The sequence below is a fragment of the Mesorhizobium sp. P2_B5 genome (assembly GCF_056404775.1).
On the sequence record NZ_JBFUDJ010000012.1, the window covers coordinates 24,936 to 50,858 of the forward strand.

Annotated in this window: 24 protein-coding genes; 10 read left to right on the top strand and 14 right to left on the bottom strand. The window is 64.7% G+C overall.

The features are described 5' to 3' along the window. Nucleotides 1-171: 171 nt before the first annotated feature. From AC1D1N_RS27325 to AC1D1N_RS27365, 9 genes are read right to left on the bottom strand one after another with little or no spacing between them, the layout of a single operon-like run. Complete coding sequence (locus AC1D1N_RS27325) at nt 172-1,050, bottom strand: intradiol ring-cleavage dioxygenase (RefSeq protein ID WP_477352212.1); 879 nt, start codon at nt 1,048-1,050, stop codon at nt 172-174. A 5-nt stretch (nt 1,051-1,055) separates the two neighbouring features. After that, nucleotides 1,056-2,810, bottom strand: coding sequence for an FAD-dependent oxidoreductase (locus AC1D1N_RS27330; protein ID WP_477352214.1), 1,755 nt, complete (start codon nt 2,808-2,810; stop codon nt 1,056-1,058). After that, nucleotides 2,803-3,891: a branched-chain amino acid ABC transporter permease gene (locus tag AC1D1N_RS27335; RefSeq protein ID WP_477352216.1), complete on the bottom strand. Its 1,089-nt coding sequence runs from the start codon at nt 3,889-3,891 to the stop codon at nt 2,803-2,805. Before AC1D1N_RS27335 ends, AC1D1N_RS27330 begins: the two co-directional genes overlap by 8 nt. A gap of 5 nt (nt 3,892-3,896) precedes the next feature. Next, a complete protein-coding gene (locus AC1D1N_RS27340) occupies nt 3,897-4,760 on the bottom strand; it encodes a branched-chain amino acid ABC transporter permease (protein WP_477352218.1) in 864 nt (287 codons plus the stop codon). 1 nt (nt 4,761) lies between these two features. Next, on the bottom strand, nt 4,762-5,466 hold the full coding sequence (locus AC1D1N_RS27345) for an ABC transporter ATP-binding protein (RefSeq protein ID WP_477352220.1): 705 nt from the start codon (nt 5,464-5,466) through the stop codon (nt 4,762-4,764). Beyond that, on the bottom strand, nt 5,466-6,185 hold the full coding sequence (locus AC1D1N_RS27350) for an ABC transporter ATP-binding protein (protein WP_112567134.1): 720 nt from the start codon (nt 6,183-6,185) through the stop codon (nt 5,466-5,468). Before AC1D1N_RS27350 ends, AC1D1N_RS27345 begins: the two co-directional genes overlap by 1 nt. A gap of 2 nt (nt 6,186-6,187) precedes the next feature. Then, nucleotides 6,188-7,468 carry an ABC transporter substrate-binding protein gene (locus AC1D1N_RS27355; RefSeq protein WP_436259279.1) on the bottom strand — a complete coding sequence of 427 codons (1,281 nt, stop codon included), beginning with the start codon at nt 7,466-7,468 and terminating at the stop codon, nt 6,188-6,190. Between the two features lie 22 nt (nt 7,469-7,490). Next, the gene (locus AC1D1N_RS27360; protein ID WP_477352223.1) at nt 7,491-8,552 is read right to left on the bottom strand and encodes a maleylacetate reductase; all 1,062 of its coding nucleotides are present in this window, start codon (nt 8,550-8,552) and stop codon (nt 7,491-7,493) included. Then, nucleotides 8,549-9,406, bottom strand: a complete 858-nt coding sequence (locus AC1D1N_RS27365; RefSeq protein ID WP_436259281.1) for a dioxygenase family protein — start codon at nt 9,404-9,406, stop codon at nt 8,549-8,551. Before AC1D1N_RS27365 ends, AC1D1N_RS27360 begins: the two co-directional genes overlap by 4 nt. Nucleotides 9,407-9,496: 90 nt before the next feature. On the opposite strand from AC1D1N_RS27365, the gene AC1D1N_RS27370 reads away from it, so the two are divergent. From AC1D1N_RS27370 to AC1D1N_RS27380, 3 genes are all read left to right on the top strand, one after another. After that, nucleotides 9,497-10,447 (top strand): LysR family transcriptional regulator, encoded by a 951-nt coding sequence (locus tag AC1D1N_RS27370; RefSeq protein WP_477352225.1) that lies wholly within the window; start codon nt 9,497-9,499, stop codon nt 10,445-10,447. Between the two features lie 471 nt (nt 10,448-10,918). Then, complete coding sequence (locus AC1D1N_RS27375; protein ID WP_477352227.1) at nt 10,919-11,653, top strand: class I SAM-dependent methyltransferase; 735 nt, start codon at nt 10,919-10,921, stop codon at nt 11,651-11,653. 100 nt (nt 11,654-11,753) lie between these two features. Beyond that, nucleotides 11,754-13,292: a winged helix-turn-helix domain-containing tetratricopeptide repeat protein gene (locus AC1D1N_RS27380; protein ID WP_477352229.1), complete on the top strand. Its 1,539-nt coding sequence runs from the start codon at nt 11,754-11,756 to the stop codon at nt 13,290-13,292. A gap of 43 nt (nt 13,293-13,335) precedes the next feature. On the opposite strand, the gene AC1D1N_RS27385 is transcribed toward AC1D1N_RS27380, so the two are convergent. Further along, nucleotides 13,336-13,629 (bottom strand): hypothetical protein, encoded by a 294-nt coding sequence (locus tag AC1D1N_RS27385; protein ID WP_477352231.1) that lies wholly within the window; start codon nt 13,627-13,629, stop codon nt 13,336-13,338. A gap of 231 nt (nt 13,630-13,860) precedes the next feature. Between AC1D1N_RS27385 and AC1D1N_RS27390 the strand changes: the two genes are divergently transcribed. The 7 genes from AC1D1N_RS27390 to AC1D1N_RS27420 all read left to right on the top strand — a co-directional run bounded on the left by AC1D1N_RS27390 (nt 13,861) and on the right by AC1D1N_RS27420 (nt 22,488). Then, the gene (locus AC1D1N_RS27390; protein WP_477352233.1) at nt 13,861-15,408 is read left to right on the top strand and encodes a winged helix-turn-helix domain-containing tetratricopeptide repeat protein; all 1,548 of its coding nucleotides are present in this window, start codon (nt 13,861-13,863) and stop codon (nt 15,406-15,408) included. A 230-nt stretch (nt 15,409-15,638) separates the two neighbouring features. Next, nucleotides 15,639-16,523: an AraC family transcriptional regulator gene (locus AC1D1N_RS27395; protein ID WP_477352235.1), complete on the top strand. Its 885-nt coding sequence runs from the start codon at nt 15,639-15,641 to the stop codon at nt 16,521-16,523. 230 nt (nt 16,524-16,753) lie between these two features. Further along, nucleotides 16,754-17,812 (top strand): ABC transporter substrate-binding protein, encoded by a 1,059-nt coding sequence (locus tag AC1D1N_RS27400; protein ID WP_477352237.1) that lies wholly within the window; start codon nt 16,754-16,756, stop codon nt 17,810-17,812. Between the two features lie 92 nt (nt 17,813-17,904). Further along, the gene (locus AC1D1N_RS27405; protein ID WP_477352239.1) at nt 17,905-18,729 is read left to right on the top strand and encodes an ATP-binding cassette domain-containing protein; all 825 of its coding nucleotides are present in this window, start codon (nt 17,905-17,907) and stop codon (nt 18,727-18,729) included. Next, nucleotides 18,726-19,985, top strand: a complete 1,260-nt coding sequence (locus AC1D1N_RS27410) for a sugar ABC transporter permease (RefSeq protein WP_192248854.1) — start codon at nt 18,726-18,728, stop codon at nt 19,983-19,985. The genes AC1D1N_RS27405 and AC1D1N_RS27410 overlap by 4 nt, the downstream gene beginning before the upstream one ends. Nucleotides 19,986-20,009: 24 nt before the next feature. Continuing rightward, complete coding sequence (locus tag AC1D1N_RS27415) at nt 20,010-20,738, top strand: SDR family oxidoreductase (protein WP_436259285.1); 729 nt, start codon at nt 20,010-20,012, stop codon at nt 20,736-20,738. A 142-nt stretch (nt 20,739-20,880) separates the two neighbouring features. Continuing rightward, the gene (locus tag AC1D1N_RS27420; protein WP_477352242.1) at nt 20,881-22,488 is read left to right on the top strand and encodes an FGGY-family carbohydrate kinase; all 1,608 of its coding nucleotides are present in this window, start codon (nt 20,881-20,883) and stop codon (nt 22,486-22,488) included. A gap of 16 nt (nt 22,489-22,504) precedes the next feature. On the opposite strand, the gene AC1D1N_RS27425 is transcribed toward AC1D1N_RS27420, so the two are convergent. From AC1D1N_RS27425 to AC1D1N_RS27440, 4 genes are read right to left on the bottom strand one after another with little or no spacing between them, the layout of a single operon-like run. Next, entirely contained in the window at nt 22,505-23,437 is a 933-nt protein-coding gene (locus AC1D1N_RS27425; RefSeq protein WP_436261951.1) for a phosphatidate cytidylyltransferase, read from the bottom strand. Between the two features lie 34 nt (nt 23,438-23,471). Then, entirely contained in the window at nt 23,472-24,140 is a 669-nt protein-coding gene (locus AC1D1N_RS27430) for a lysophospholipid acyltransferase family protein (protein WP_112567450.1), read from the bottom strand. 3 nt (nt 24,141-24,143) lie between these two features. Continuing rightward, complete coding sequence (locus AC1D1N_RS27435) at nt 24,144-24,578, bottom strand: hypothetical protein (RefSeq protein WP_477352244.1); 435 nt, start codon at nt 24,576-24,578, stop codon at nt 24,144-24,146. Beyond that, nucleotides 24,575-25,921 (bottom strand): phosphatase PAP2/dual specificity phosphatase family protein, encoded by a 1,347-nt coding sequence (locus tag AC1D1N_RS27440; RefSeq protein ID WP_477352246.1) that lies wholly within the window; start codon nt 25,919-25,921, stop codon nt 24,575-24,577. Before AC1D1N_RS27440 ends, AC1D1N_RS27435 begins: the two co-directional genes overlap by 4 nt. Nucleotides 25,922-25,923 lie beyond the last annotated feature (2 nt).

The following is a 25,923-nucleotide window of genomic DNA, read 5'->3' on the forward strand; positions in this document are numbered from 1 at the left end:
TGTATAACAGTAACAATATAACGTTTGCGTCAAAAATACGGCCGATGTCAATGGGCTTTTTGAGCGGCGAAGTTTTTCGCGCGCACAAAAGCGTGAGCGGCCCCACGCCGATCGGGCGAGGGCCGCTCACGCCTTCAAATGATGTCCGAAAGGGCAGGGCTGACGGAGCGACTAACCTCTCGCCAGTACGAAATCGTGCTCCACTTCCCAGAACGGGCCGGCGAATTCGAGGTCCTTGGCGCGCGCTGGATCGTCGACGCGCTTGAACTCGGCGAGCAGGCTTTCCTTCACGCCGAACACCGCGTCCGAATCGATGTAGGGGTCATCAGGGTCGAAAATGTGGGTGGTCAGCGTCTCGAACCCATCGGCCTTGAGGATGTAGTGGAGATGCGCCGGGCGGTAGGGGTGGCGTCCCATCGCATCGAGCAGTTTGCCCACCGTGCCGTCAGCCGGGATCGGGTAGAATTTCGGCTTCACCGCGCGGAACCAGTAGCGGCCGTCGGCGCCGGTGCGGAAGACGCCGCGCAGGTTGAAATCGGGCTGGATGCCCTTTTGCTGCACGTCATAGAAACCTTCGTCATTGGCTTGCCAGACATCGAGCACGGTGTCGGTGATCGGTTTGCCCTCGGTGTCGAGGATGCGGCCATGGATGAACATGTCCTCGCCCTTCTGGTCGAGGCAGATGTTGGCGCCCATCGGCAGTTCCGGCGCGTCGGCGATATGGAACGGTCCGAGCACCGTCGATTCCGAAGCGCCTGACGGTTTGCGGTTGTTGATGGCGTCGACCAGCATCGAAACGCCGAGCACATCCGACAGGAGAATAAACTCCTGTCGCCATTCGGTGCAGAGCTGGCCGGTTTTGGTCAGAAACAGGATGGCGTCGAACCATTCCTCCTGCGTCGGCTCGATCTCCTTGACCGCCTCATGCAGCTTTCGCGTGATAACCTTCATCACCGCCTTTAGCCGCTCGTCCTTGGCGTTCTTGTTGCGGCCGGTGACGACCTCGACCGAATTCGCCTCGGTGAAGAAGCCTTTCTCGTGCGCTTCCATATTTCTCACCTGTCCAGGATTGATGTCAGGGCTTTGCGTAAGTCGGCGGTCGGATCGCTGCTGATAGCATCCTTGCGCCAGCCGACATGCTGGTCGGGCCGCACCAGAAGCACGCCGCTGTCGCGGATTTCGCGGGCACGAGCCCAGTCGCCGGAGAAGTCCTGCCAGGCCTGGCGTGGGCCGATGAGATGGCCAGCAATGTCGATGCCGAGCTCCTTGCCGACGGCCTTTGCCGCGTCGAGCCAGCCCCGGCCGCCAATGCCGGTCAGCACGGTGAACTGGCCATGGCCGGTCAGGTCGAGCGTGGAAACCTTGTCGCCTTTGTCGGAGTGCACCCAGACATGTGGCAGCCGGGCGCCCGGCCAGGATGTCGGTTGATAATGCAGCTCAGCGTCCTTTTCGAAGGCCGGCTCTTCCTGGCCGTCGCTGACGATGGCGTTCGAGATATAGCGCTGGTTCATCTCGACGCCATGGGCGTCGAATTCATAGACCTTGGCGGCGATGGTCTCGCGGATACTCGCCCGCTGCGCCTCGGCTGCCGGCGTGTTGTCGCAGCGCGCATCCATGTTCGACTGCATCTTCACCGGGTCGATGGAATCGAGCAGGCCGAGCGCTTTGAAGATCGGGCCGAATTCCTCGATCGACTTGTTGGCGCGGGTGACGATCTGCTTGGCAACCGGCGCGCGCTCCTGCGAATAGCTATCGAGGAGTTTTGGGCCGGCCTTGCCCTTGATGACATGGGCAAGTTTCCAGGCGAGGTTGAACCCGTCCTGGATCGAGGTGTTGGAGCCTAGTCCGTTCGACGGCGGATGACGATGGATGGCATCGCCCATGCAGAACACGCGGCCCTTCGAGGTCTGCGTGGCGTACATGTTGTTGACCGTCCAGGTCGACACCGACTGGATCTCGATCTCCAGATCGGGATCGCCGACGAGGTCGCGTGCCACCTTTTTGGCGAAGGCGTCGTCGACCTTGGGTGCGGGCTGGTTGATGTCGTAGCCCCAGACGATCAGCCACTCGTTCCACGGCCGGATCATCCGCACCAGGCCCATGCCGATGCCGCCGACATCGGCGCCCGGTTGCACCACCCAGTAGAGCACGGAGGGACGGTGCGCGACGTATTTGGACAGATCTGCCTTGAACAGGATGTTCATCGAACCGCCTACGCCCATCTTGCCTTCGAACGGCAGGCCGGCATGTTCGGCAACCAGCGAATTGCCGCCATCGGCTCCGACCAGATATTTCGAGCGGATGGTGACGTCCTTGCCGGTCAGCCGGTCGCGGCAAATGGTGGTGACGCCGTCGGCATCCTGCACATGCGAGAGATACTCCATCGACATGCGCGCTTGCGTGCCGCGCGAACACGCCGTCTTGAACAGCAGCGGCTCCATGAAAGTCTGCGGCAGATCGTTCATATGCGCCGGCGAGGATAAGAGATGTTCGGCGCGCGACAGCGGATGCTTGCCCCAGCTGCGCATGCGGCCAATCTCTTCGCCGGCGAGCGAGGTGCAGAACACGTTCTCGCCCATCAGATCCTGCTCGGTCGCGTGCATATAGGCCTCGCCTTCCACATCCTTGCCAAGGTCGCGCAGCACCTCCATCGTGCGCTGGTTGGTGATGTGGGCGCGCGGTGTCGCCGCCAGCCAGCGATAGCGGTTGATGACCATGTTCTCGACGCCATAGGTCGAAAGCAGCGCCGCGGTCGCCGAGCCCGCAGGCCCGGTTCCGATGGTCAGCACGTCGGTAGTGATGTCAGCCATGCGGCCCTCCCTTTTTACTTGATGGCATAGGTCCGCCGGTCAATCGGCGGCGAACCGGAAAAAGCTGGATGCCGGTGCGCTCGGCGAAAAGGCCCCACAGGCCACGCGGCGCAAACAGCATGATGACGATGCCGATCAGCCCGAGGATCAAGAGATACCAGGAGCCGTAATCGGCGAGCAGGTTTTGCAGGATGTAGAAGACGATGACGCCGACGATCGGCCCTTCGATGGTGCCGATGCCGCCAATGACGACGATGAAGATGACATAGGCCGTCCAGTCGACGACGGAGAAGGCGGCGTCGGGCGAAATGCGAGCTTTCTGTACATAAATCAGCGCGCCGGCCAGGCCGGTGCCGAAGGCGGCTGCGAGATAGACCAACGTCTTCATGCGGCGCGCATCGACACCGACCGAGCGTGCTGCCTCCTGGTTGTCGCGCACGGCGGCGAGGCCCAGCCCCTGTTTCGAACGCAGCAGGCGATAGACGAGGCCGATCGTGGCGATGGCCAAGAGCAGCGCCAGCCAGTAGGTCAGGATGTCACCTGCGCCTGACGATTTGACGCCGAACAGCTCACCAATGAACTTCAGTGCAGGCATGTCGCGGGTCGCTTCGCGCGGCAGCGAGGTGCCGGTGCCGCCGCCCAGCATCTTCCATTGCGCCAGCGCCAGCCGCACCACTTCCGCGATGACCCAGCTGCCGATGGCGAAATACGCGCCTTGCAGGCGAAACAGGAAGAAGGCGGTCGGGATGGCGAGCAGGGCACTGGCGATGCCGGCGAGCAGGATCGCGATCAGCGGGTCGAGCCCGGCGAAGATGACAAGCGCGAACATGGCGTAGGCGCCGAAACCGACAAAAGCCTGCTGCCCCACCGAGACCAGCCCGGCATAGCCTGCCAGCAGGTTCCAGTTCTGTGCCAGCACCAGCATGGTCAGGATGAAGAACAGGTCCTGCAGCACGCTGCGCGAGGCGAAGAGCGGCGCGGCGAAGGCGAGCAGGATGACGAGCGCGGCGACGATGGCGAATGTCGCCGATGCTTTGGTGCGGGTCTCGACTTTCCAGGGTGTGAGTGTGACGTCGGTCATGGCGCTCAATCCACCGCCCGCGGGAACAGCCCGCGCGGCCTGACCAGCAGCACCAGCAGGAAAGCCAGATGCCCGGCGAGGATCTGCCATTCCGGATTGATCGCGGCGCCAAAGGTCTGGGCGATGCCGATGACGATGCCGCCGGCGAGAGTGCCCCACAGCGAGCCGAGGCCGCCGATGATGACCGCCTCGAAGGCATAGATCAGCCGCGCCGGTCCGATGGTCGGATCGAAATTGGCGCGCGTGCCGAGGTAGAGCGCGGCGATCGTCACCACCACCATGGCGATGCCGGTGGCGGTGGCGAAGATGCGTTTCGGCTGGATGCCCATCAGCCCGGCGGTGACCGGATCGTCCGAGGTGGCGCGAAAGGCGCGGCCGAGCGAGGTGCGATAGAAGAGCTGGTTGAGGGCAACGATCACTGCGATGGCCGAGGCCAGCGTCAACAGTGGCATCACGCCGACATTGATCGGCCCGAGCCCAACCGAAGCCGATTCCAATCCACCGATGGAGATGCGCCGGCTGTCAGCGGAGAAACCTTCGAGCAGGCCGTTCTGGATAACGATAGACAGACCGAAGGTGACCAGCAGCGGCGGCAGGATATCGGTGCCCAATGTGCGGTTGAGCAGGAAGAACTGCAGCGCCCAGCCGATGGCGAACATCAGCGGCATCGCCACCAGCGCCGCCAGGAATGGGTTGAGGCCAAGGGTGGTCAAGAGCACCAGGATCAGAAAGGCAGCGAGCACGATGAGGTCGCCATGCGCCAGATTGACCAGCCGCATAATGCCGAAGACGAGGCTCAAGCCCGCCGCGAAGAGCGCGTAGAGGCCTCCGAGCAGAATGCCCTGGATGATGGTGTCGAGCCACGCCATGTCAGGCCACCCCGAAATAGGCGGCGTGGATCTTTTCGCGCGTCAGCGCTGCCGGCGCCCCGGAGAGCGTGATCCGCCCTTCCATCATGCAGTAGACGCGGTCGGCGACTTTCAGTGCCTGGCCGATATCCTGCTCGACCACGACGATGGAAGCGCCGGCTTCGCGGATGCGCGGGAAGGCGGCGTAGATATCCTTGATCACCACCGGCGCCAGGCCAAGGCTGATTTCGTCGCACAGAAGCACGCGCGGGTTGGACATCAGCGCGCGGCCGATCGCCAACATCTGCTGCTGGCCACCCGACAGCGCCGTGCCCGGATTGGCACGCCGCTCCCTGAGGATCGGGAACAGCTCGTAGACGGTGTCGAGGTTCCAGTGTCCCTCAATCGTGCGGCCATAGCGGCCGATGAGCAGGTTCTCCTCGACGCTGAGCGAGGGAAACAGTTTTCGCCCCTCGGGCACCATGGCGATGCCATGTGCAACGATGTCTGGCGCGGGCAGGGCGCCGATCTTCTTACCATCGAACAGCACGGCATCAGGCTGGTTCGCCAATATGCCTGATATCGAGCGCATCAGCGTCGTCTTGCCGGCGCCATTGGCGCCGATGATGGCAATGGTCTCGCCCTGATCGAGCGCGATGTCGACGCCGAACAGCGCCTGGAAATCGCCATAGCGCGCGGTGAGGTTTTTGGTCTCGAGCAGCGCCATCAGACTTCGATCCCGAGATAGATCTCGCGGACCTCTCGCGACGCCATGACGGCATCCGGCGCGCCCATCCCGATGATCTTGCCGAAGTTCAGAACCAGCAGCCGTTCGACCACCGAGTTCAGCGCATGCAGCACATGTTCGATCCAGATGATCGACATGCCGCCTTTGTGGATGCCTCTGATGGTGTCGACCAGCATCCCGCATTCGCCTTCCGTCAGACCGCCGGCGATCTCATCCAGCAGCAGTAGCCTCGGTTCGGTCGCCAAGGCGCGGGCCAGTTCCAGCCGCTTGCGCTGCAAAAGGCTCAAGCCGCCGGCGGGGTGGTTAGCGCGGTCGATCAGCCCGGTCTCGACCAGGATCTCGGCACAACGCTTGCTGACCTCTGCTTCGGTCTTCCTTGCGCCGAAGGCGCCGGCGACCAGCAGGTTCTCGAACACGGTCAGCTTTTCGAAAGGCTGTGGGATCTGGAATGAGCGGCCGACGCCGGCAAAGCAGCGCTGCATCGGCGGCAGTCTTGTCACGTCGCGGCCATCGAAAATGATGGTGCCGGCATCGGCCGCTATGTTGCCGGTGATCAAGTTGAACAGCGTCGACTTGCCGGCGCCGTTCGGGCCGATGATGCCCAATGCCTCGCCCTCGCCTAGCTCGAACGAAACCGCGTCGGCGACCGTGAGGGCGCCGAAGCGTTTCGAGACATTGGCGAGCGCGAGGATGGCCATGGCTAGGCGATGGCTTCCATCTTGCCGCCGGTCGGGATATTCGGCGCAGTCTTGTTGTCGGTGATGACGAGGTCGTAGCCGCCACCATCCTTCAGCCGCCACTGGCCGCCGACCAGCGGCGTCTTGGCGATGTTCTTGGCGGCAAAGGGCGGCAGGTTGGCGCCGTCCCAGGCGATCGGCCCGACGAGCGTGTCGAGCTTGGTCGCGGCAATCGCTGCAGCCACCTTGTCGCCGTCGTCGGGCGCGCCGGCGCGCTTCATCACGTCGACGGCAATCTCGAACAGCGCATGGACAAAGCCGATCGGCTGGGTCCATTGCCGGCCGGTGGCCTTGGTGAAGCCCTCGGCGACCTGCGCCGAGCTTTCGCCGGTCAGCGACGATTTGAACGGATGGTTGGGCGTCCACCAGACTTCCGACGACAGATTGTGACCGGACTTGCCGAGCGCCTCGACCGATTGCGGGAACAGGATCGCCTTGCCAATCGACGCCACTTTTGGCGTGAAACCCTGCTGCTTGGCCTGGTTCCAGAAGGTGGTGAAATCGGGCGGGATCATCACGCCGGTGATGATTTCGCAGGAGGCGCCCTTGAAGGCGTTGATCTGCGCGGAAAAGTCGTCGGTCAGGTTCTGGTAGCGGCCGGTGTCGGTCAGCCCGTAGCCGCCCTTGGCCAGCACCGGCGGGAAGCCGACCGTGCCGTCACCCCAGGCGTTGCCGTCGCCATCATTGGGGAACAGGCCGCCGACCTTCTTGTTGGTCTCGACCTGCGCCCACATGTTGGTGAAGACGGCAATGACGTCCTCCAGCCCCCAGAAGAAATGGTAGGCATAGTTGAACGGCTTCCACGAAGCGGGATCGCCGGGATTGCCTTGCTGGCCGATGAACCAGGGTTGCCACGGCGCCACCGTCGACAGGCACGGCACCTCTTCCGCCTCGCAGGTGGTGGCGACGGGATTGGTGGTCTCCGGTGTCGAGGCGACAAGCATCAGATTGACCTTGTCGTTGACGATCAGCTCCTTGGCGACCTCCGCCGCCCGATTGGGGTTGGACTGGCTGTCCTTGACGACCACCTCATAGTTGAGACCGGCGGCCTTGGTGGCCGCGAGAAAGCCGTCGATGATGAATTTGTCGGCCTCGGCGAAGGCGGCCAGCGGGCCGGATTGCGGGCTGACATAGCCGAGCTTGATCGGCGCGTTCTGGGCGATCGCCGGCATGGCGAGACCCGATGTCCCGGCGAGCAAGCCGGTAGCGGCCGTGTTGCGGATAAATTCGCGTCTGGTAATCATGGATAGTCCTCCCTTGTTGCCGTCAGTTCTGCGGTCGTCTTCCCTCCCACGCGTCCTGCAGCAGGGCGCGGATTGCGGCGCGGTCGAAAGGCCGTGGATTCCAGTATGGATTCTTGGTCGCGATCTCGGCGGCGCGGTCGAGATCGGCCTGCTTGAGGCCAAGTTCCCTGAGTGTCAGCGGCGCGCCGACCGCCTTGGCGAAATCATGCAGACCGCCGCCGGCGCTGCCGCCAAAAATGTCGGCGACAGGTTTGAGCAGGTCAGGCACGGCGACGGCGTTGAAGCCGATCGTGTGCGGCAGCATCACTGCATGCGTCTCGGCGTGCGGCATGTCGAAGGAGCCGCCCAGCGTGTGGCAGATCTTGTGATGCAGCGCCATGCCGACGGTGCCGAGCACCGTGCCGCACAGCCAGGCGCCGTAGAGCGCCTCGCCGCGTGCCTCAAGATTTTTCGGATCCTTGATCAAGACCGGGAGGGCCGTCTTCAGGGCGCGCAGCCCATCGGTCGCCATCAGGGTGGAAATCGGATTGCGGTACTGTGCGTAGAGCGCCTCGGCCGCATGCGCCATGGCGTTGAGGCCGGAGGTGACGCTCACCGCCACCGGCAGGCCGATGGTCAGCTCCGGATCGTAGATCACCACTTCCGGCAGGATCTTTGCGTCACGCACTGTGGTCTTTTCGCCCTGCTCGGTCTGGCCGAGGATCGGCGTGACCTCCGAGCCGGCATAGGTGGTCGGGATGACGATCTGCGGCAGGTCGGTGCGATACGCGATCGCCTTGCCGAGGCCCGTGGTCGAACCGCCGCCGAGCGCGACGACGCAATCGGCGTTGACCTCTTGCGCCTTCACCATCGCCGCCTCGGTCACTTCGACCGGCGTGTGCATGGCAGCGCCGGAGAAGACGCCTGCGGCTAGTGATCCGATTTGCTTCGCCAGCATCTCGCCATCGGCTGCCTGATGCGGTGTCGACAGCACCAGCGCGCGCTTGCAACCGAGCTTTTCGATCCAGGTGCCGACCTCGGCCGATGCGCCATTGCCGAAGACGATATGCGCCGGGCTGCCGGAATAGGTGAACGTCCTTGTCATGCCGCCCGGCTCCCTTTGCGCGCCATCGCCAGAACGAAGGCGAAATCGAGCGACCAGTCTTCACCGGTACGCTTGAAGTCGCCGACCAGCTCCGGCTTGACGCCAAACAATGCGTCTTCGCTCAGATGCGGATCGCCGCTCTCGAACACTTGCGTGGTCAATGTCTCGAAGCCATCGGCGCGGATGAGGAAGTGGATATGCGCCGGGCGGCTGAGCGGATAGTTCAGCTGCCTGAGCATCTGTCCGACAGGTCCGTCGTCCGGCACGCCGTAGCCAGCAGGCTTAACGGTGCGATAGTGGAACCGGCCCTCCTTGTCGGTGGCGAAGACGCCGCGGAGATTGAATTCCGGCTGTAGGTCAGGCTGCTGGTTCTCGTAAAAACCTTGCGCGTTGGCTTGCCATGTCTCGACCGTCGCGCCGGCGATCGGCAGCCCGTCGAGATCAGTCACCCGTCCCGTCACGGTCAGGGATTTGCCGGCGCCGTCGAGCGAAATGTCGGCGCCGAGTGCCAGCCTCGGCGCGTCGGAGCGATAGAACGGCCCGCGCACTGTGTTGGGCGTCGCGCCGTTCGGCCGCCGCGAGTTGATCTCCTCGACCAGCGCGGTGACGCCAAGCAAATCGGACAACAGCACCCATTCCTGCCGCTTGTCGTCGCTGGCATGGCCGATCTCGGTGAGGAAGGCGATGGCCTGGCGCCAGTCGGCCGCGCTCGGGCGGGTTTCCCTGACGATCTGGTGGAGGTGGTCGACAACCGTGGCGAGAAAACGCGGCAACGGTCCAGCCTTCGCCTTGAGCAGGCGCTGGGCGACCATCTCGGCCGAATTGGCCTCGCTGAACGACGGAATGCCGGACATGTTCCTCCTCGGTTTCATCTCAGGGAGGACATTAACGCAGGCCAAAGACAAAGATGATGATTTCTGCCCGATTTAATATACCATATCGTTATGAAGCTCGATGAAAGGCATTTGATCCAACTGGCCGCCGTGGTGCAGGCGGGCGGAGTCACCGAAGGGGCTGCCCTCATCGGCCTGTCGCAGCCGGCTGTCTCGCGCACTTTGTCGATGCTGGAGAAGCGGCTGGGCGAGCCGCTGTTCCTGAAAGGGCGTCGACCCTTGCAGCCGACCCCACTCGGCCGCGCGCTCGCCGATCATGGCCAGGTGATGCTGACGGCGTCGCGCAAGGCGTCCGACATCGCCGCAAATTTCAGCCAGGGCCGCTCCGGCGTGGTGCGGGTCGGCGGCACGCCGTTCTTCATGGATGCATTGATCTCCGGCATGATCGCCGATTTCCAGAACGCCTATCCGGACGTCCGCGTCGACCAGAGCTATGGCTATCTCTCCGACCTGCGCGCCGCCATCAATGCCGACCGCATCGACCTTGCCGTCTGCCCAATCGACATTCTCGAAGAAGGGTCGGGTATGGAGTTTCGCGAGATCCTGCCGGGCCGCAACGTCGTCGCCTGCCGCGCCACGCATCCGTTGCTGCTGCGGCGCAAACTGAAAACCGGCGACCTGCTCGACTATCCCTGGATCGCGCCGCCGCCAGGCAGTCCACTGCTGGAGGATCTGCGCAGCCTGCTTTTGTCGCTCGGCGCCACCGAGATCAAAATCCGCTATTCCGGCGGATCGCTGACCAGCGCCATCAACTACATGAAGGAAACGGACGCGCTGACGGTTTTGCCGCACAGCGTGGTCTTCGCCTTTCGCAAGGACAAGTCGATCACCGCACTTCCCGTCGCCATCCCGCATCCCGAGCGTGCGCTCGGCCTGCTGAGACGCGCCGACACGCCGCGCGCGCCGGCCGTCGATGCTTTTGCCCGCCACATCCGCCAGAGCTTCGACAACCTCAAGCACCTGATCAAGCGCCATGAGCAAGCGGTGATCTGGGGGGCTTAGGCGCGGCTGGCTCTCACGCCAATTTCGGCCGAATTTCAGCCTGCGGTCAGGACGGTTGACCGGGATCCAGGCACCATGGCTGCATTCCACGTGGCTGAAGGATCACGCCATGACGCCCGCCGAAATCGTCCTTGCCGCATTCACGGTCTTCAACGCATATCGTGTCCTACATCCGCAGATCGTCTGTGTCGTACGCGATCCCCATGGCGCCTCGGCTATCGACCTGGATCATCTGGCTCGCCGGCAGTGCTGCGACCACGGCATATGCGTTCGTCAACATATGGGACATCTGGCTTGCCGCTGTGAACGCCGTGTACACGCTTTGCTGTCTCGCCATCATCCTCCTCACCGCGTGGAAACGGGCGCGGCATCGTGATCTCGAATGGACATCGTCGGCGCCCGGCCCTCTTTGGCCCCGCTGTAGGAAAGCAGCAGGCAGAACCACAGACTTGAAACGGGAACAAAACCGCCATGGCAGACGCGCACATCAAACACTGGGATGAGAACCATTCCCGCGGCTTCCTGGACAACGGGCGCTATTTCGTGCCGGAACGCGAGCGCCAGATCGAGATCATCGCCGACCTCATTCCGCAACCCGCGCGGGGCGGCCTGCTGGTGGAGCTGTGCTCGGGCGAAGGGCTGCTCAGCCGCGCGCTGCTGGAGCGCTTTGCCGACTGCCATGTCCTGGCGCTCGACGGCTCGGCCGAAATGCTGGAGCAGACGCGGCAAACCTGCCGCGACCATGCCGGCCGCCTGACCGCGGCCGCGTTCGAGCTGGCGGAGCGCGACTGGCGAGGTTTTGCCGAGCCGCCGCATGCCATCGTCTCCTCGCTCGCCATCCATCATCTCGACGGCCGCGAGAAGCGGACATTGTTTGCCGACCTTGCGGCGGCGCTTAGCCCCGGCGGGGTACTTATTGTGGCCGACATCGTGCGCCCGCCAAGCGCCAGCGGCCTCGCCATCGCCGCGCGGCAATGGGACGAGGCGGTGCGCGCCCGGGCGCTGGCGATCGACGGCGATCTCGCCGCCTTCGCCGAGTTCAATCGGCTGGGCTGGAATTACTTCCGCAACCCCGACGGCGAACCGATCGACAAGCCGTCCTCGCTGGCCGAGCAACTCACCTGGCTTGCGCAAGCGGGCTTCACTGAAGTCGACTGCGCCTGGCTGTTCGCCGGCCACGCCATCTTTAGCGGGCGAAAGCCTTGATGTCTTGGGGCGGGCGTGATGTCTTCGAGCATGCGACGGCCGTGACAGACTCCTAGCCGTCGCGCGGATCGAATTGGTTGACGTCTCCTCGAGGGGCGACATGACGACGTTCGAATTCTCCGGCCACAGGCTCGATCTGCACAGGGGCAGGCTGCAGAGGGGCAGGCACGACGTCGACCTGCGCGCCAAGTCGCTCTCGCTGCTCGTCTACCTCCTGGAAAATGCCGGCCGCGTCATCGGCAAGGACGAGTTGGTCAATGCGGTCTGGCCGAACGTCGCCGTTTCCGACGATTCGCTTACCCAATGCATGAAGGACATCCGCAAGGCGCTCGGCGCCGAGGCCGATGGCCTGATCCGCACTGTGCTGCGGCGGGGCTATGTGATCGACGAGGAGCGCGTGCGCCGCCTCGAGGATCGGGTCGCGACCGGGAGCGGGGAGGGCAGCGCCGACGACAGGCCGTCGATCGCGGTGCTGCCTTTTGAGAATCTCAGCGGCGACCCGGCGCAGGACTATTTCGCTGACGGCATGGTCGACGAGATCACCACGGCGCTGTCGCGCATGCGCTGGCTGTTCGTCATCGCCCGCAATTCGAGCTTCGCCTATAAGGGCGAGGCCGACGGCGTGAAACGGGCCGGAGCCGAACTCGGTGTGCGCTACGTGCTGACCGGCAGCGTCCGCAAGGCCGGCGATCACATCCGCCTCACCGGACAGCTCATCGACTCCGCTTCCGGCAAGACGATCTGGGCCGACCGCTACGACGGCATCATGGCCGATGTGTTCGACCTGCAGGACAGGCTTGCGGAGAGTGTCGTCGGCGCCATCCAGCCGTCCATCCTGTCGGCCGAGATCGAGCGTTCGCGGCGCAAGCGGCCGGAAAGCCTCGCCGCCTACGACTACGTGCTGCGCGCCTTTCCGCTCACCTGGTCGCTCGAGCGCGTGCAGAACGAGGAGGCCGGCACGCTGCTTGAACGTGCGATCGCGATCGAGCCGGATTATCCGCTGGCGCTTTCGCTGCTGGCCTGGTGCCATCTGCAGCGCGCGGGCTACCGCTGGACCGAAACGCCGGCCGCTTCCCGGGAGGAGGGCCTGCGCCTGGCGCAGAAGGGCGCGGCGCTCTCCGGCGACGACCCGATGGTGCTTGCCGTGCTCGGCGCGGCGCATTCCTTTGCCCGCGACTACGATGTCGCCGACATATATCTGGCGCGGGCGCGCGCGCTCGATCCGAATTCCGCCTGGGCCTGGCTGCGCAGCGCCTGGCTCGATGTCTATCGCGAGCGGCCCGAGGCGGCGATCGAGAAGTTCGAGCATTTTGGACGGCTGAGCCCGCGCGACCCGATGGGCTACATGGCCGAGATCGGCATCGGCGCCGCGCATTTCGTCGCCGCGCGCTATGACGAGGCGGTGGCGCTGACGCAGCGCGGCCTTAGCCGGCAGCCGGGCGCCTGGTGGGGACTGCGCCTGCTGGTCACGGCGCTGGTTCATGCCGGTCGCAAGGACGAGGCACGGCACGCTTGCCGCAGGCTCATGGAAACCTACCCGGGCCTCACCATTGCCAGGGTTGGCGACGCCTCGCCCTTCGACGCGGGCACGAGCGAACGCATCGCCGCCGGCCTGCGCGAGGCCGGCCTGCCGGACTGACCGTGATCCGGAACCAGATCCGGTGCGGGGCTTGCGCCGGTGCTCAGCATTCGCGGCAATGGCGGCGATCATCTACTATCTGCGCAAGCACCTCGGTGGGGTCGCGCTCGACCGGCAGGGTGAGCGCGTTTTCAATGTCGAAGGCGGTCAGGCCGATGTCGCGGCGCTCGCATTCACTCAAAGCGGCAAGCACGGCCAGCTCGCCGCGCGCCTTCCAGAAGCGCGGTAGCCACAGCAGCGTCCATTTCGCCGCCGCGTACAGCCGGAAGAACAGGGAGAAGGAAGGGCGCCGCCCGTAGCCGGTTTCGGCACCGATGAAATGATCGATCGTCGTCATGGGGTTTGTCTCCGTGCTGGACATGGTTGCCTCCTGTTGTGATCTCCGGCATTCGGCGCAGCCTTGGCCTGTGCGTCGGTTGCAGTGATCTCGCCCACGCGTTGCGGCTTCGGTTTTCTTGCCACCTTCATCGTTGAGTGCGAGATTGCGCTCGTCCGAGATGCATGTCCGGAAAGCGGTCTGAAAGAGTACTGACGAAGCCCTGAAAATTGCGAGGAGCAGACAGTCGCGATGAACGCCGAGCCGCAGCCGATCTATCGCTTCGCCGGCTTCAGCCTCGACACGCGCGCCGGAGTGTTGCGCGACGGTTCGGGCGAGATCGCGCTTCGCCCGAAATCGCTCGACCTGCTGATTTTTCTTATCCGCAACGCCGGCCGGCTGGTGTCGAAGGACGAGCTGCTGCATGCGGTGTGGAGCGACGTGATCGTCACCGAAGATTCGCTCACCCAATGCATCAGCGACATCCGCCGCGCCCTGGGCGACAAAGCGCAGACGCTGGTCCGCACCATGCCACGCCGTGGCTACATGTTCCCCGGCGAAGTGCTGGAGCGACCGCCAGCTGTCGATGCGCGTCCGTCGCCTCAGCTCCCCGACAAGCCGTCGCTCGTCGTGCTTCCGTTCGAGAACCTGTCGTCGGACCCGGAGCAATCCTACCTGGCCGACGGCACGGTAGAGGAGATCACGGCGGCGCTGGCGCGCATTCGCGGCCTGTTCGTCATGTCGCGCAACTCGGCCTTTGCCTACCGCGGCCAGGCGCTCGACCTGCCGCGCATCGGCCGCGAGCTCGGTGTCCGGTACGTGCTGGAAGGAAGCGTGCGTCGGCATATCGATCAGCTCCGCATCTCGGCCAGGCTTATCGAGGCCGAGACCGGCAGCCTGATCTGGGCGGAAGGCTTCAAGGGTGACATCGCGGATACGTTTGCGCTGCAGGATAATGTGACGGCGGGTGTCGCAGGCGCCATCCTGCCGTCGATCCAGATGGCGGAAATCGAGCGTGCGCGCCGCAAGCGGCCGGGCGACCTGCAAACCTACGATCTGGTGATGCGCAGTCTGCCGCATGTCTGGGCGCTCGGCCGCCAGGACAATGCGATCGCCATCGAGACGCTGGAGAAGGCTTTGCTGGGCGATCCCGACTATCCGCTGGCCCTGTCGCTGCTGTCCTGGTGCCATGCGCAGCGCAGCGTCTACAATTGGTCGACCTCGCCTGAGGCCGACCGGCGGCGTGCGCTGGGGCTGGCGGAGCGATCTGCCGAACTCAACGGTGACGATCCATTTTCCCTGGCCGTGCTCGGCGCTGCCCACACCGTGTCGAGCAATTTCGTCACTGCAGCCGCGTTGCTTGAAAAGGCGTGTTCGATCGATCCCAATTCGGCCTTCGCCTGGAACAGGAGCGGCTGGGTTGCAGCCTACAGAGACGAGGTCGAGCGGGCGGTCGAATGCTTCGAGCGGTCGTTGCGACTGGGGCCGTTCGATCCCATGGTTTATACCTGTCATTTGGGTCTGGCTGTCGTGCATTTCAGCGCAGGGCGGCCCGGCCAGGCGGCGGATCTGTATCTGCGTGTCCTGGCGGAGCATCCGAACGCCTTGTGGATCCTGCGTACGCTGATCCCGGCCCTGGTCGAAGCGGGACGCCTCGACGAAGCCCGGCAGCATATGGCGCGTTGTCAGCGCGAATATCCGGAGCTCACCTTGCGGGCGGTTCGCGACTCGATGCCCTTTAGAGTTGAAATTCTCGACCGACACGAAAACGCGCTGAGAAGCCTTGGAGTGCCGGAGTAGGGAACCACTTGCTGGGGCGGAGTACGATGCGAGAGACGCCGCCCTGTTCGCAAATGCGTCGCCTCGGCCGCAAAAATGTCAAAAAAGTATCAGTGTGATGGACACACCGTGGTGGCGGCGTCGCCGATTGCCGCCTAAGCTTTGATCACTGCAGAGAGCGGCAAACGCGGCCTGCGGGAGAGGGCACTGCAACTGGTCGCATGACCGGACCGGCGCCGGGAGGAACTGACATGAATCCGGACTTGGAAGTCGTCCAGATCAGACGTGGCGAGTCGTTCAAGGCCTGGGCCCACGGCTACCCCTTCCACACCGTGCGCTGGCACTTCCATCCCGAATACGAAATCCATCATGTCGTCGCGACGTCAGGCCGCTATTTCGTCGGCGACTTCATCGGCGAGTTCGAGCCCGGCAACCTCGTGCTCACCGGCCCGAACCTGCCGCACAATTGGGTCAGCGACGTTCCGCCTGGCACCAGCGTGCCGCTGCGCGGCCGCGTCGTGCAATTCTCGCAAGAGTTCATTGCCGATGCCACGACGGCGCTGCCGGAGCTTGCCGGCTGCGCGCCCATCCTCGAGCTCAGCCGCCGCGGCGCTTTGTTCTCCACTGCCACAGCTAAGCTTGCCACACCTGTGCTGGCCGAACTGGTCGAAGCGCAAGGCGTGCGCCGAATCGCTTTGTTCATGGAGCTCATTGACATTCTGAGCCGCGCCGCGGATGTGCGGACGCTGACCAGCGCCAGCTATCTGCCCGATCCCTCCGGCTTCATGTCGGCCGGCGTCAACAAGGCGCTTGCCTATATCAATGCTAATCTGACGGAGCCGTTCAGCGAGAGCGATCTGGCGGCGATTGCCGGGCGCAGCCCGAGCGCGTTTTCGCGCAGCTTCCGCCGCCACACCGGCATGGCGCTGGTGCAATATGTCAACCGGCTGCGCATCAACCTCGCCTGTCAGTTGCTGATGAGCGAGGCCGACATGCCGATCACCGAGATCTGCTACGCCGCCGGCTACAACAACATCTCGAATTTCAACCGCCAGTTCCTGACGCAGAAAGGCATGTCGCCTTCGCGCTTCAGGGCCTTGCTGGCGGAAAACATCAGTGCGGAGATTGCCGCCTAACAGGGAGGACCGGGAGGAGCTTTAGACATTTTGGGAAGAAAGGACGCGGGGCGTGCGTTGGAGGTGCCCCGTGCTGGAGATCGCTTGTCCTGAAATCCAGCGATATCAAGAGGATGCGCAGCACGGATCAAGTGCGTCGTCATCCCTCGCAACAGTTCGACTTGCAGTCAAGGCCCGGCGCGCCATGTGGTGACAGGGCTTCGTGAAACAATTGAAACGGAGATATCAGAATGACCAAATTTGCTTCGACGGGAGCCATTGCGCTCACGCTTTCTCTCCTCAGCGGCACCGCCGCCTTTGCAGCCCCTGTCACCGATGCCACGGTCGCCTTCCTGATGCCCGACCAGGCCTCGACGCGCTACGAGCAGCACGACTATCCCGGCTTTGCCGCCGAGATGAAAAAGCTGTGCCCCGGCTGCAAGGTGATCTACCAGAACGCCGATGCCGACGCCTCACGCCAGCAGCAGCAGTTCAACTCGGTGATCTCGCAAGGCGCCAAGGCGATCGTGCTCGACCCGGTCGACTCGACCGCTGCTGCCTCGCTGGTCAAGCTGGCGCAGAGCCAGGGCGTCAAGGTCATTGCCTATGACCGGCCGATCCCGACGGCACCGGCCGACTTCTACGTCTCGTTCAACAATGAAGGCATCGGCAAGGCCATCGCCGACTCGCTGGTAGAACACCTCAAGGCGCTCAAGGTCGATCCGGCCAGCGGCGGCCTGCTGCAGATCAACGGTTCGCCGACCGACGCGGCCGCCGGGCTGATCAAGAAGGGCATTCACTCGAGCCTCGACAACAGCGGCTACAAGATCCTGGCTGAATACGACACGCCGGAATGGGCGCCGCCGAAGGCGCAGCAATGGGCAAGCGGCCAGATCACCCGCTTCTCCACCCAGATCGTCGGCGTCGTCGCCGCCAATGACGGGACCGGCGGTGGCGCCATCGCCGCCTTCAAGGCAGCCGGCGTCGATCCGGTGCCGCCGGTCACCGGCAATGATGCGACCATCGCCGCCCTGCAGCTGATCATCGCCGGCGACCAGTACAACACCATCTCCAAGCCCAGCGAGATCGTGGCCGCTGCTGCCGCCAACGTCGCCATCCAGCTTCTGTCGGGCGAGACGCCGAAGGCCGAAATGACCCTCTACGACACCCCTTCGCAGCTGTTCACGCCGGCGGTGGTGACGCAGGAAAACCTCAAGGCCGAGATCATCGACAAGAAGATCAACACCGCCGAAGAGCTCTGCGTCGACCGTTACGCCGAAGGCTGCAAGAAGCTCGGCATCACCAACTGATCGGATTATCCTGACCCTGACTTCCGGCTGCCTTTGCGGCGGCCGGAAGTCCGCAGCCACTCTTGACCGGTCATCCGGAAAGGTTTGCCACTATGTCTGACATCTCTGACGGACCGGTTTCGGCGGGTGAGCTGGTGCTCAGCCTGCGCGGCATTTCGAAGAATTTCGGCGCCGTTTCGGCGCTCACTGACATCGATCTCGACGTCCATGCCGGCGAGGTGGTGGCGCTGGTCGGCGACAATGGCGCCGGCAAGTCGACGCTGGTCAAGATCCTCGCCGGCGTCCACCAGCCGACCTCGGGCACCATCAATTTCCGCGGCAAGCAAGTGACCATGCCCGACCCGAGCGCTGCCTTGACGCTTGGCATCGCCACCGTCTTCCAGGATCTGGCGCTGTGCGAAAACCTCGATGTCGTCGCCAACATTTTTCTCGGCAAGGAGCTCAGCCCGCTGCGGCTGGACGAGGTGGCGATGGAAATCCGCGCCTGGACGCTGCTCAACGAATTGTCGGCGCGCATTCCAAGCGTGCGCGAGGCTGTCGCCTCGCTGTCCGGCGGCCAGCGCCAGACCGTGGCGATTGCCCGCTCGCTGCTGCTCGACCCAAAGGTCATCCTGCTCGATGAGCCGACCGCCGCGCTCGGCGTCGCCCAGACGGCGGAGGTGCTGAACCTCATCGACCGGGTGCGTGAACGAGGCCTCGGCGTGTTGATGATCAGCCACAATATGGAAGACGTGCGCGCCGTCGCCGACCGCATCGTCGTGCTTCGGCTCGGGCGCAACAACGGCGTATTCGAACCCGACGCCTCCAACCAGGACCTGGTCAGCGCCATCACCGGCGCCGCCAACAACGCGGTGTCGCGCCGCGCCGAACGGCGCAAGGCAGCCGAACAAGCGCACAATCTGGAGCAGCGGCCATGAGCGCGGAGCCCAAGCAGGACATCTCCTCGTCGACGGCACTCGACCGCAGCGACGTGCGCGTCAAGCACCAGGCCGGCGTCGGTGGCGCGATCAGCGCCTTCTTCGACCGCGTCCGCTCCGGCGACCTCGGCTCGCTGCCGGTGATCGTTGGTCTCGTCATCATCTGGAGCGTGTTCACCGCCCTCAACCCGGTCTTCGTCTCGTCGAGCAACCTGGTCAATCTGCTGTTCGACTGCTCGACCGTCGGCGTCATCGCGCTCGGCATCGTCTGCGTGCTGATGGTCGGCGAGATCGACCTGTCGGTCGGCTCGATCAGCGGCTTTGCCTCCGCCATGGTCGGTACGCTGTGGGTCAACCAGGGCTGGCCGGTGGCGCTCGCGATTGTCGCTGCACTCGCTGTCGGCGGCTTCATCGGCGCGCTCTACGCTTTGCTGTTCAACCGGCTCGGCATGCCGAGCTTCGTCTCGACGCTCGCCGGCCTGCTCGCCGTGCTCGGCCTGCAGCTCTACATCCTGGGCTCCACTGGCTCGATCAATCTGCCCTATGGCTCGAACCTGGTGAATTTCGGCCAGTTGCTGGTCATGCCGGATTGGCTCTCCTATGCGCTGGCCGCAGTTCCCGGCATCGTCATGCTGATCACCGGCCTGCGCACTGTCAGCCGCCGCCGCGCCGTGAATTTGTCGGCGCCGTCGGTCGGCGGCCTCATCGTGCGGGTCGCCGCCTTGACCATCCTGCTCGAGCTGATCGTCGGCTATCTCAACCAGGCGCGCGGCATACCGTGGATGTTCGGCCTGTTCGTCGGCCTGGTGGTGGCGATGAACTATGCGCTGACCCGCACCCAATGGGGCCGCTCGATGACCGCCGTCGGCGGCAACCGCGAAGCGGCGCGCCGCGCCGGCATCAAGGTGCGCTCGATCTATCTCAGCGCTTTCGTCATGTGTTCGATGTTCGCCGCTCTCGGCGGCGTGCTGTCGGCGGCGCGGCTGGCCTCGGCCAGCCAGCAGGCCGGCACCGGCGACGTCAACCTCAATGCCATCGCGGCGGCGGTCATCGGCGGTACCAGCCTGTTCGGCGGCCGCGGCAGTGCCTACTCCGCGCTGCTCGGCATCATCGTCATCCAGTCGATCGCCAGCGGGCTAACCTTGCTCGATCTGTCGTCGTCGCTTCGCTACATGATCACCGGCGCCGTTCTGGCGATCGCGGTCATCGTCGACTCCCTGGCACGCCGCTCGCGGGTTTCCCACGGCCGCGCCTGAACGCAATCATAACTCGAGGATAAAATGGCTCAGGATTTGAGTGGAAAAGTCGCGGCGATCACCGGCGCCGCCTCGGGCATCGGGCTGGAATGTGCTCGAGCGCTGATTGCCGCCGGCGTCCGCGTCGTGCTGGTCGATCGCGCCGAAGACGCCTTGAAAAGCGTCTGCGCCGAACTCGGTCCCAATGCCATCCCGCTGGTCATCGATCTGATGAAGCCGGCCAGCGTCGCGACGATGATGCCGCAGATTCTGGAGAAGGCCGGCCAGCTCGATATCTTCCACGCCAATGCCGGCGCCTATGTCGGCGGCCCGGTGCTCGACGGTGATCCCGATACATGGGACCGGGTGCTGAACCTCAACATCAATGCGGTGTTCCGTTCCATCCACGCCGTGCTGCCACATATGGTCGAACGCAAGACCGGCGACATCATCGTTACCTCTTCGATCGCCGGACTGGTGCCGGTCGTCTGGGAGCCGATCTACACCGCCTCCAAGCATGCCGTGCAGGCCTTCGTCCACACCGTGCGCCGGCAGGTCGCCCCGCACGGCCTGCGCGTCGGCGCGGTGCAGCCGGGGCCAGTGGTGACGGCGCTGATCAGCGATTGGCCGAAGGATAAGCTTGATGATGAACTGGCCAAGGGCGGCCTGATTCAGCCCGTCGAGGTGGCCGAAGCCGTGCTGTTCATGCTGACGCGGCCAAGGAACGTCACCATTCGCGATCTGGTGATCCTGCCGCAGAGCAATGATCTTTGAGGGAGTAGGGCAGTAAGGCAGTAGGTGAGGGACCTTTGCCCTTGCGGCCGACCGTTCACGACTGACAATCTCCCTACTGCCCTACTGCCCTACTGCCCTACTGCCCTACTGCCCTACTGCCCTACTCACTCGAGGTCCCCCCATGTCCCACTTCCTCGGCATCGACGTCGGCACCGGCAGCGCCAGGGCAGGGGTGTTCGATAGCAAGGGCACCATGCTCGCCTCGGCCAAGCGCGACATCGCTCTGTTCATCGAACCCGGCGAAGTCGCCGAGCAGTCGAGCGAGGACATCTGGTGCGCAGTCTGTGCCAGCGTGCGCGAGGCGGTGACGAAGTCGGGGCTCGCCGGGCGCGACATTGCCGGCATCGGCTTCGACGCCACCTGCTCGCTGGTTGTGATCGGCAAGGGCGGCGCGCCGTTGCCGGTCGGCCGGTCCGGCGATAACGAACGCAATATCATTGTCTGGATGGATCACCGCGCGCTCGACCAGGCGCAGCGCATCAATGCCGGCAAGCACGCCGTGCTCGACTATGTCGGCGGCACCATCTCGCCGGAGATGGAAACGCCGAAGCTGCTGTGGCTGCGCGAGAACCTGCCCGCGACCTTCGATGCAGCGGAGCATTTCTTCGACCTGACCGACTATCTGACCTGGCGATCGACCGGCAGCCTGGAACGCTCGATCTGCACGCTGACCTGCAAATGGACCTATCTCGGCCATGAGCGGCGCTGGGACGACGCGTATTTCCGTGCCATCGGTCTGGGTGCGCTCGCCGACGAAGGCTTCGCGCGCATCGGCACCGAAGTGGTCGAAGGCGGCACCGCGCTGGCTCAGGGCCTCACCGAGGCGGCGGCCGTCGATCTCGGCCTGCTGCCGGGAACGCCGGTCGCAGCCGGCCTGATCGATGCGCATGCCGGCGGTGTCGGCACGGTTGGCGGCACCGGTTCGGTCGGCACGCTGCAGTCGCGCATGGCCTATGTTTTCGGCACGTCGGCCTGCACCATGGCCAGCACCAGCGAGCCGGCCTTCGTGCCGGGCGTCTGGGGGCCGTATTTCTCCTCGATGGTGCCGGGCCTGTGGCTCAACGAAGGCGGCCAGTCGGCGGCGGGTGCGGCGATCGACCATCTCGTCGCTTTCCATCCGGCCTCGGCGGAAGCATCCGCAAAAGCCAGGGCGGAAGGTCTCGGCCTGACGGCCTGGCTTGGCCGGCGGGCGACGACGAAGTCCGCTGATCTGCCCGCAGTGGCGCGCCTTGCCGAAGGGCTGCATGTCGTGCCGGAATTCCTCGGCAACCGCTCACCCTTCGCCGATCCTGAATCCAAGGCGCTGATCGCCGGGCTCGGGATGGATACGTCTCTCGACAGCCTGGTCGCGCTCTATGTCGCCGGCCTGCTGGGCATCGGCTATGGCGTGCGCCAGATCGTGGCGGCGATGGCCAACAAGGGCATCGCCATCGACACCATCGTCGTCAGCGGCGGCGCCGCGCAAAGCGACCTGGTGCGCCAGCTGCTGGCCGACACGACAGGGCTGACCGTCGCCGGATCGACCTCGCCGGAGCCGGTGCTGCTCGGCTCGGCCATATTGGCCGCAGTGGCGGCGGAAAAATATCCCGACGTAACAGCGGCGATGACTGGCATGTCGCGCATCGGCGACATCTATCGCCCGACCGGCGGCGATCTCGTGCCCTGGCACGACAAGCGCTTCGCCGCTTTCGAACTGCTGCAGCAGGCGGGCCGCGCGATCCGCGAGTGAAGGAGCGCGCTTCCGCTCACACCGTCCAGAAATAGCGGACGATGTGAAAGAACACCGGGGCGGCGAAGACCAGGCTGTCGGCGCGGTCCATCATGCCGCCATGGCCTTCAATGAGGTGGCCCCAGTCCTTGACGCCCTGGTCGCGCTTGATGGCGGACGCGACCAGACCGCCGAGAAATCCCATCAGGCAGGCGATGAAGGCGACGCCTGCCGCTGCCAGCGGCGAGAACGGCGTGAGGAACGACAACAGCGCGCCGAGCAGGCTCGACGCCACCAGCCCACCGACCAGCCCTTCCCAGGTCTTTGACGGCGAGACGGAGGGCGACAGCAGATGCCGGCCGAACAGCTTGCCGAAAATATACTGGAAGACGTCGCTGCCTTGCACGGTGATGATCAGGAAGGCGATGAGCAACAGGTTGCGGCCCTCGAAACCGGGCACGTTCAGCGTCAGCAGTGCCGGCACGTGGCTGACGCAGTAGACCGAGATCATGACCGCCCATTGCTGTGCGGACACGCGCTCGAGGAAGCGCTCGGTGTCGCCGTTGAGCGCGGTGATCGCCGGCATCAAGAGGAAGCAGTAGACCGGGATGAAGATGGTGAAGAGCCCGTACCAGGCGGTCCACACCAGCCAGTACTGGTAGGGGATGATGATGCCGAACATGCCGAGCAGCACCCAGTGGTCGCTGCGCCGGCTGTGGGTCAGCGTCACGAATTCGCGCAGCGCCGCAAACGAGATCAGTGCAAACAGGATGGTCATGCCGGTGCGGCCGAAGAAGAAGGCAACGGTGATCGCCACCACCATCACCCACCAGGCGTTGATGCGCTGGTTGAGGTTGACGAGCGTCGAGGGCAGCGGCTTCGGCGCCCGCCACGACAGGATGCCGGCAACGATGCTGGCTGTTGTCAGCACGCAGACCAGGCCGACCAGCAGGATGACGGTTTCATGCATTGGCGGCAGTGTCATGCGACGTCTCTGATCATGGCTAGTCGTCCCGATCGGGGCGCGGGTCGAGCGATAGCAGCGTCTGGCGCGCGCGCTCGAGGAAGGCGCGGCGTTCCTCGCCGGGTTCGATCGCCACCGGCGGACCGAAGACGACGCGGCACAGAAGCGGCACAGGCAGGAACTGGCCCTTGGGCAGCACGCGCGACATGTTCTCGATCCAGCACGGGATGAGTTCGACGTCGGGCCGCGCCATCGACAGATTGTAGAGGCCGGAGCGGAACGGCAGCAGATCTTCTTCCGATGTGTTGCGGGTGCCCTCGGGAAACAGGATCAGCGAATGTCCCTGGTCGAGCACCGACAGCATGATCGAGATCGGATGCTGCGTTTCGTCGGTCCATTGCCGGTGGATGAGCACGGAAGACAGCATGTCCTCGGCAATGAAGCGGCGCAGCCGCGACTTGCCCCAATATTCGGCCGCCGCCACCGCATGCGTGCGGGCGCGCACCTTTTCGCTGAGGCAGGCCGACAAAAGGATGAAGTCGCCATGGCTGGCATGGTTGGCGAAGTAGATGCGCTGCCGCTCCGACGGCTGGCTGCCGTTCCAGATTGGCCGCACACCGGTCACCACCCAGGCCAGCGCCGACAGGCCGACCGAGGTCACCGTCTGCAGCAAGGTGAAAGTGTTGGCGCGAAGGTGAAGCTTGGTCATGGCTCAAACAAACGCCGCGACGAGGCATGCCGCCGCAAACACCGCGAGCGCCATGCGCTGTCTTGTCAGCAGGCCTTGCGTGCCTGCCATGCGATGATCGAGCGAGCGGCCGCCGGCAGCGGCGGGTTTCAGGCGCATGCGCGCCAGCACATCGTCGACCACGGCGCCGCCGGCGGCCTCGGTGGCGTGGCTCGCCATCAGCCGGAACAGCAGCGCGTCGAACAAAAGCAAGGCCGAAAGCGCCAGCGTGGCCACGGCACTCGCCGCCGCGGCCAGCCAGGCGGCCGCAGACAGCGCTGTCGTCTGCGGGGCGGCCACCAGGCCGATGATCGGCGCTGCCATAACGGCGGCCACCACCAGCAGGATCGGCCATGCGGCCTGCACCATCAGCCGGGCGGCGAAGACCTCGGCCTTCTCGGGAAAATTCTCGCCATTCATGCCGCTTCGTCCGCCTTGCTGTGGAGATGCACGGGCCGGCCCGAGGCGGCGAGTTTCTTGCGCGCCTGTGCGGCTGTGTGCGCGCGCCCGGTCACCACCAGCCAGTCGGCGACGATCGCCGCACTGCGCTGGAAGCCGAGCGCGCAGCAGACCAGCACGGTGCCGCGCCGGCGCGCCAGTTCGATCGCCGCCACCGCCCGCTCCAGCCTGTCATGCGGCGGCGCCACGAGGTCGAGCATGGCATAGCTGATCCAGCGGCAGGTCACCCCACGCGGCCGTTCCAGTTCGCCGGCTAGGTCGACCACCGTGCCGAAGCGATTGGCCTCGTCGGCGGTCGGAAAGCGGCCGAAGAAAACGCTATCGGTGATCTCGGACTGCGGCGCCAGTTCGCGGGTCCATGCCCAGACATTGACCCGGGCGCCAAGCCGGTAGGGCAGGAGCAGGAGGCGGCTGGCCAGCGAGACGCTGCCGTCGGCCGCCTTCTGGAACACCTTCGCGCCGGCCCCGGCATAGCCGAAGGCGACGATGGCCAGCGCCAGTGCAGGCCACAGCAGGATGAGCGAGACGGCCGAGATAAAGGCGCCCCCGGCGGCGCCGGCAAAGGCAAGGACCGCGCCCAGCGCATAGTAGCTCGCCAGTCGCCGCGCCTTCGGGTCGGCGGTCGGTCGGAAGCCCCAGAAAGGCAATTCACCTTTGGCCGGAAACAGCCACAGCGCAAAGAGGCCGAGCAGCGTGCCGGTCGGAATGTCGATGAAATGATGCTGCCAGGTCGTCAGCACCGAGGCGCCGATGAGAAAGCACCAGACATGCCAGACCGGTCTCAGAATGGCGCCGAGACGGTGGCGTGCCAGAACGTGACGCCAGTGATCCCAGATGATCACCAGGAGTGCGATGTGCAGGGATGGCGCCTGGTTGAAGGGTTTGTCGAAGCCGCCGAGCACCGCAAACAGGAAGCCCGGCAGGCCGGTAGTCGTGGGCCGCACGAAAGTCGCCGTCAGCGGGAACAGGATGAAGCAGGAAACGGCAACGACCTGCGCCGTCAGATAGCGGCCTGCGAGCCGGTCGACGCCGCGTCTGGTCGTGTTGAGCAGCAGCGACAGGCCATAGAACAGATTGATCGACCAGTAGGGCACGATCGTCCAGGCGATGAACGGGATGGCGTGTTCCCAGGCAAAGACGATGCTGCCGACATGGTCGCGCCGCGATGCCAGCCAGTTGGCAAAGCCATAGGTTGAATAGAAGAACGGCGCCAGCAGCGCCAGCCAAAGTGCGGCCCGCAGCACGATGCCGAAATAGGGTTCCCGCGCCGGGGCGGGAGCAGGGTCGGTCACAGGCACGGCCATGG

Coding starts and splice junctions, on each gene's coding strand:
- AC1D1N_RS27325 (WP_477352212.1), bottom strand. CDS start 1,050: ATGGAAGCGCACGAGAAAGGCTTCTTCACCGAGGCGAATTCGGTCGAG.
- AC1D1N_RS27330 (WP_477352214.1), bottom strand. CDS start 2,810: ATGGCTGACATCACTACCGACGTGCTGACCATCGGAACCGGGCCTGCG.
- AC1D1N_RS27335 (WP_477352216.1), bottom strand. CDS start 3,891: ATGACCGACGTCACACTCACACCCTGGAAAGTCGAGACCCGCACCAAA.
- AC1D1N_RS27340 (WP_477352218.1), bottom strand. CDS start 4,760: ATGGCGTGGCTCGACACCATCATCCAGGGCATTCTGCTCGGAGGCCTC.
- AC1D1N_RS27345 (WP_477352220.1), bottom strand. CDS start 5,466: ATGGCGCTGCTCGAGACCAAAAACCTCACCGCGCGCTATGGCGATTTC.
- AC1D1N_RS27350 (WP_112567134.1), bottom strand. CDS start 6,185: ATGGCCATCCTCGCGCTCGCCAATGTCTCGAAACGCTTCGGCGCCCTC.
- AC1D1N_RS27355 (WP_436259279.1), bottom strand. CDS start 7,468: ATGATTACCAGACGCGAATTTATCCGCAACACGGCCGCTACCGGCTTG.
- AC1D1N_RS27360 (WP_477352223.1), bottom strand. CDS start 8,552: ATGACAAGGACGTTCACCTATTCCGGCAGCCCGGCGCATATCGTCTTC.
- AC1D1N_RS27365 (WP_436259281.1), bottom strand. CDS start 9,406: ATGTCCGGCATTCCGTCGTTCAGCGAGGCCAATTCGGCCGAGATGGTC.
- AC1D1N_RS27370 (WP_477352225.1), top strand. CDS start 9,497: ATGAAGCTCGATGAAAGGCATTTGATCCAACTGGCCGCCGTGGTGCAG.
- AC1D1N_RS27375 (WP_477352227.1), top strand. CDS start 10,919: ATGGCAGACGCGCACATCAAACACTGGGATGAGAACCATTCCCGCGGC.
- AC1D1N_RS27380 (WP_477352229.1), top strand. CDS start 11,754: ATGACGACGTTCGAATTCTCCGGCCACAGGCTCGATCTGCACAGGGGC.
- AC1D1N_RS27385 (WP_477352231.1), bottom strand. CDS start 13,629: ATGACGACGATCGATCATTTCATCGGTGCCGAAACCGGCTACGGGCGG.
- AC1D1N_RS27390 (WP_477352233.1), top strand. CDS start 13,861: ATGAACGCCGAGCCGCAGCCGATCTATCGCTTCGCCGGCTTCAGCCTC.
- AC1D1N_RS27395 (WP_477352235.1), top strand. CDS start 15,639: ATGAATCCGGACTTGGAAGTCGTCCAGATCAGACGTGGCGAGTCGTTC.
- AC1D1N_RS27400 (WP_477352237.1), top strand. CDS start 16,754: ATGACCAAATTTGCTTCGACGGGAGCCATTGCGCTCACGCTTTCTCTC.
- AC1D1N_RS27405 (WP_477352239.1), top strand. CDS start 17,905: ATGTCTGACATCTCTGACGGACCGGTTTCGGCGGGTGAGCTGGTGCTC.
- AC1D1N_RS27410 (WP_192248854.1), top strand. CDS start 18,726: ATGAGCGCGGAGCCCAAGCAGGACATCTCCTCGTCGACGGCACTCGAC.
- AC1D1N_RS27415 (WP_436259285.1), top strand. CDS start 20,010: ATGGCTCAGGATTTGAGTGGAAAAGTCGCGGCGATCACCGGCGCCGCC.
- AC1D1N_RS27420 (WP_477352242.1), top strand. CDS start 20,881: ATGTCCCACTTCCTCGGCATCGACGTCGGCACCGGCAGCGCCAGGGCA.
- AC1D1N_RS27425 (WP_436261951.1), bottom strand. CDS start 23,437: ATGCATGAAACCGTCATCCTGCTGGTCGGCCTGGTCTGCGTGCTGACA.
- AC1D1N_RS27430 (WP_112567450.1), bottom strand. CDS start 24,140: ATGACCAAGCTTCACCTTCGCGCCAACACTTTCACCTTGCTGCAGACG.
- AC1D1N_RS27435 (WP_477352244.1), bottom strand. CDS start 24,578: ATGAATGGCGAGAATTTTCCCGAGAAGGCCGAGGTCTTCGCCGCCCGG.
- AC1D1N_RS27440 (WP_477352246.1), bottom strand. CDS start 25,921: ATGGCCGTGCCTGTGACCGACCCTGCTCCCGCCCCGGCGCGGGAACCC.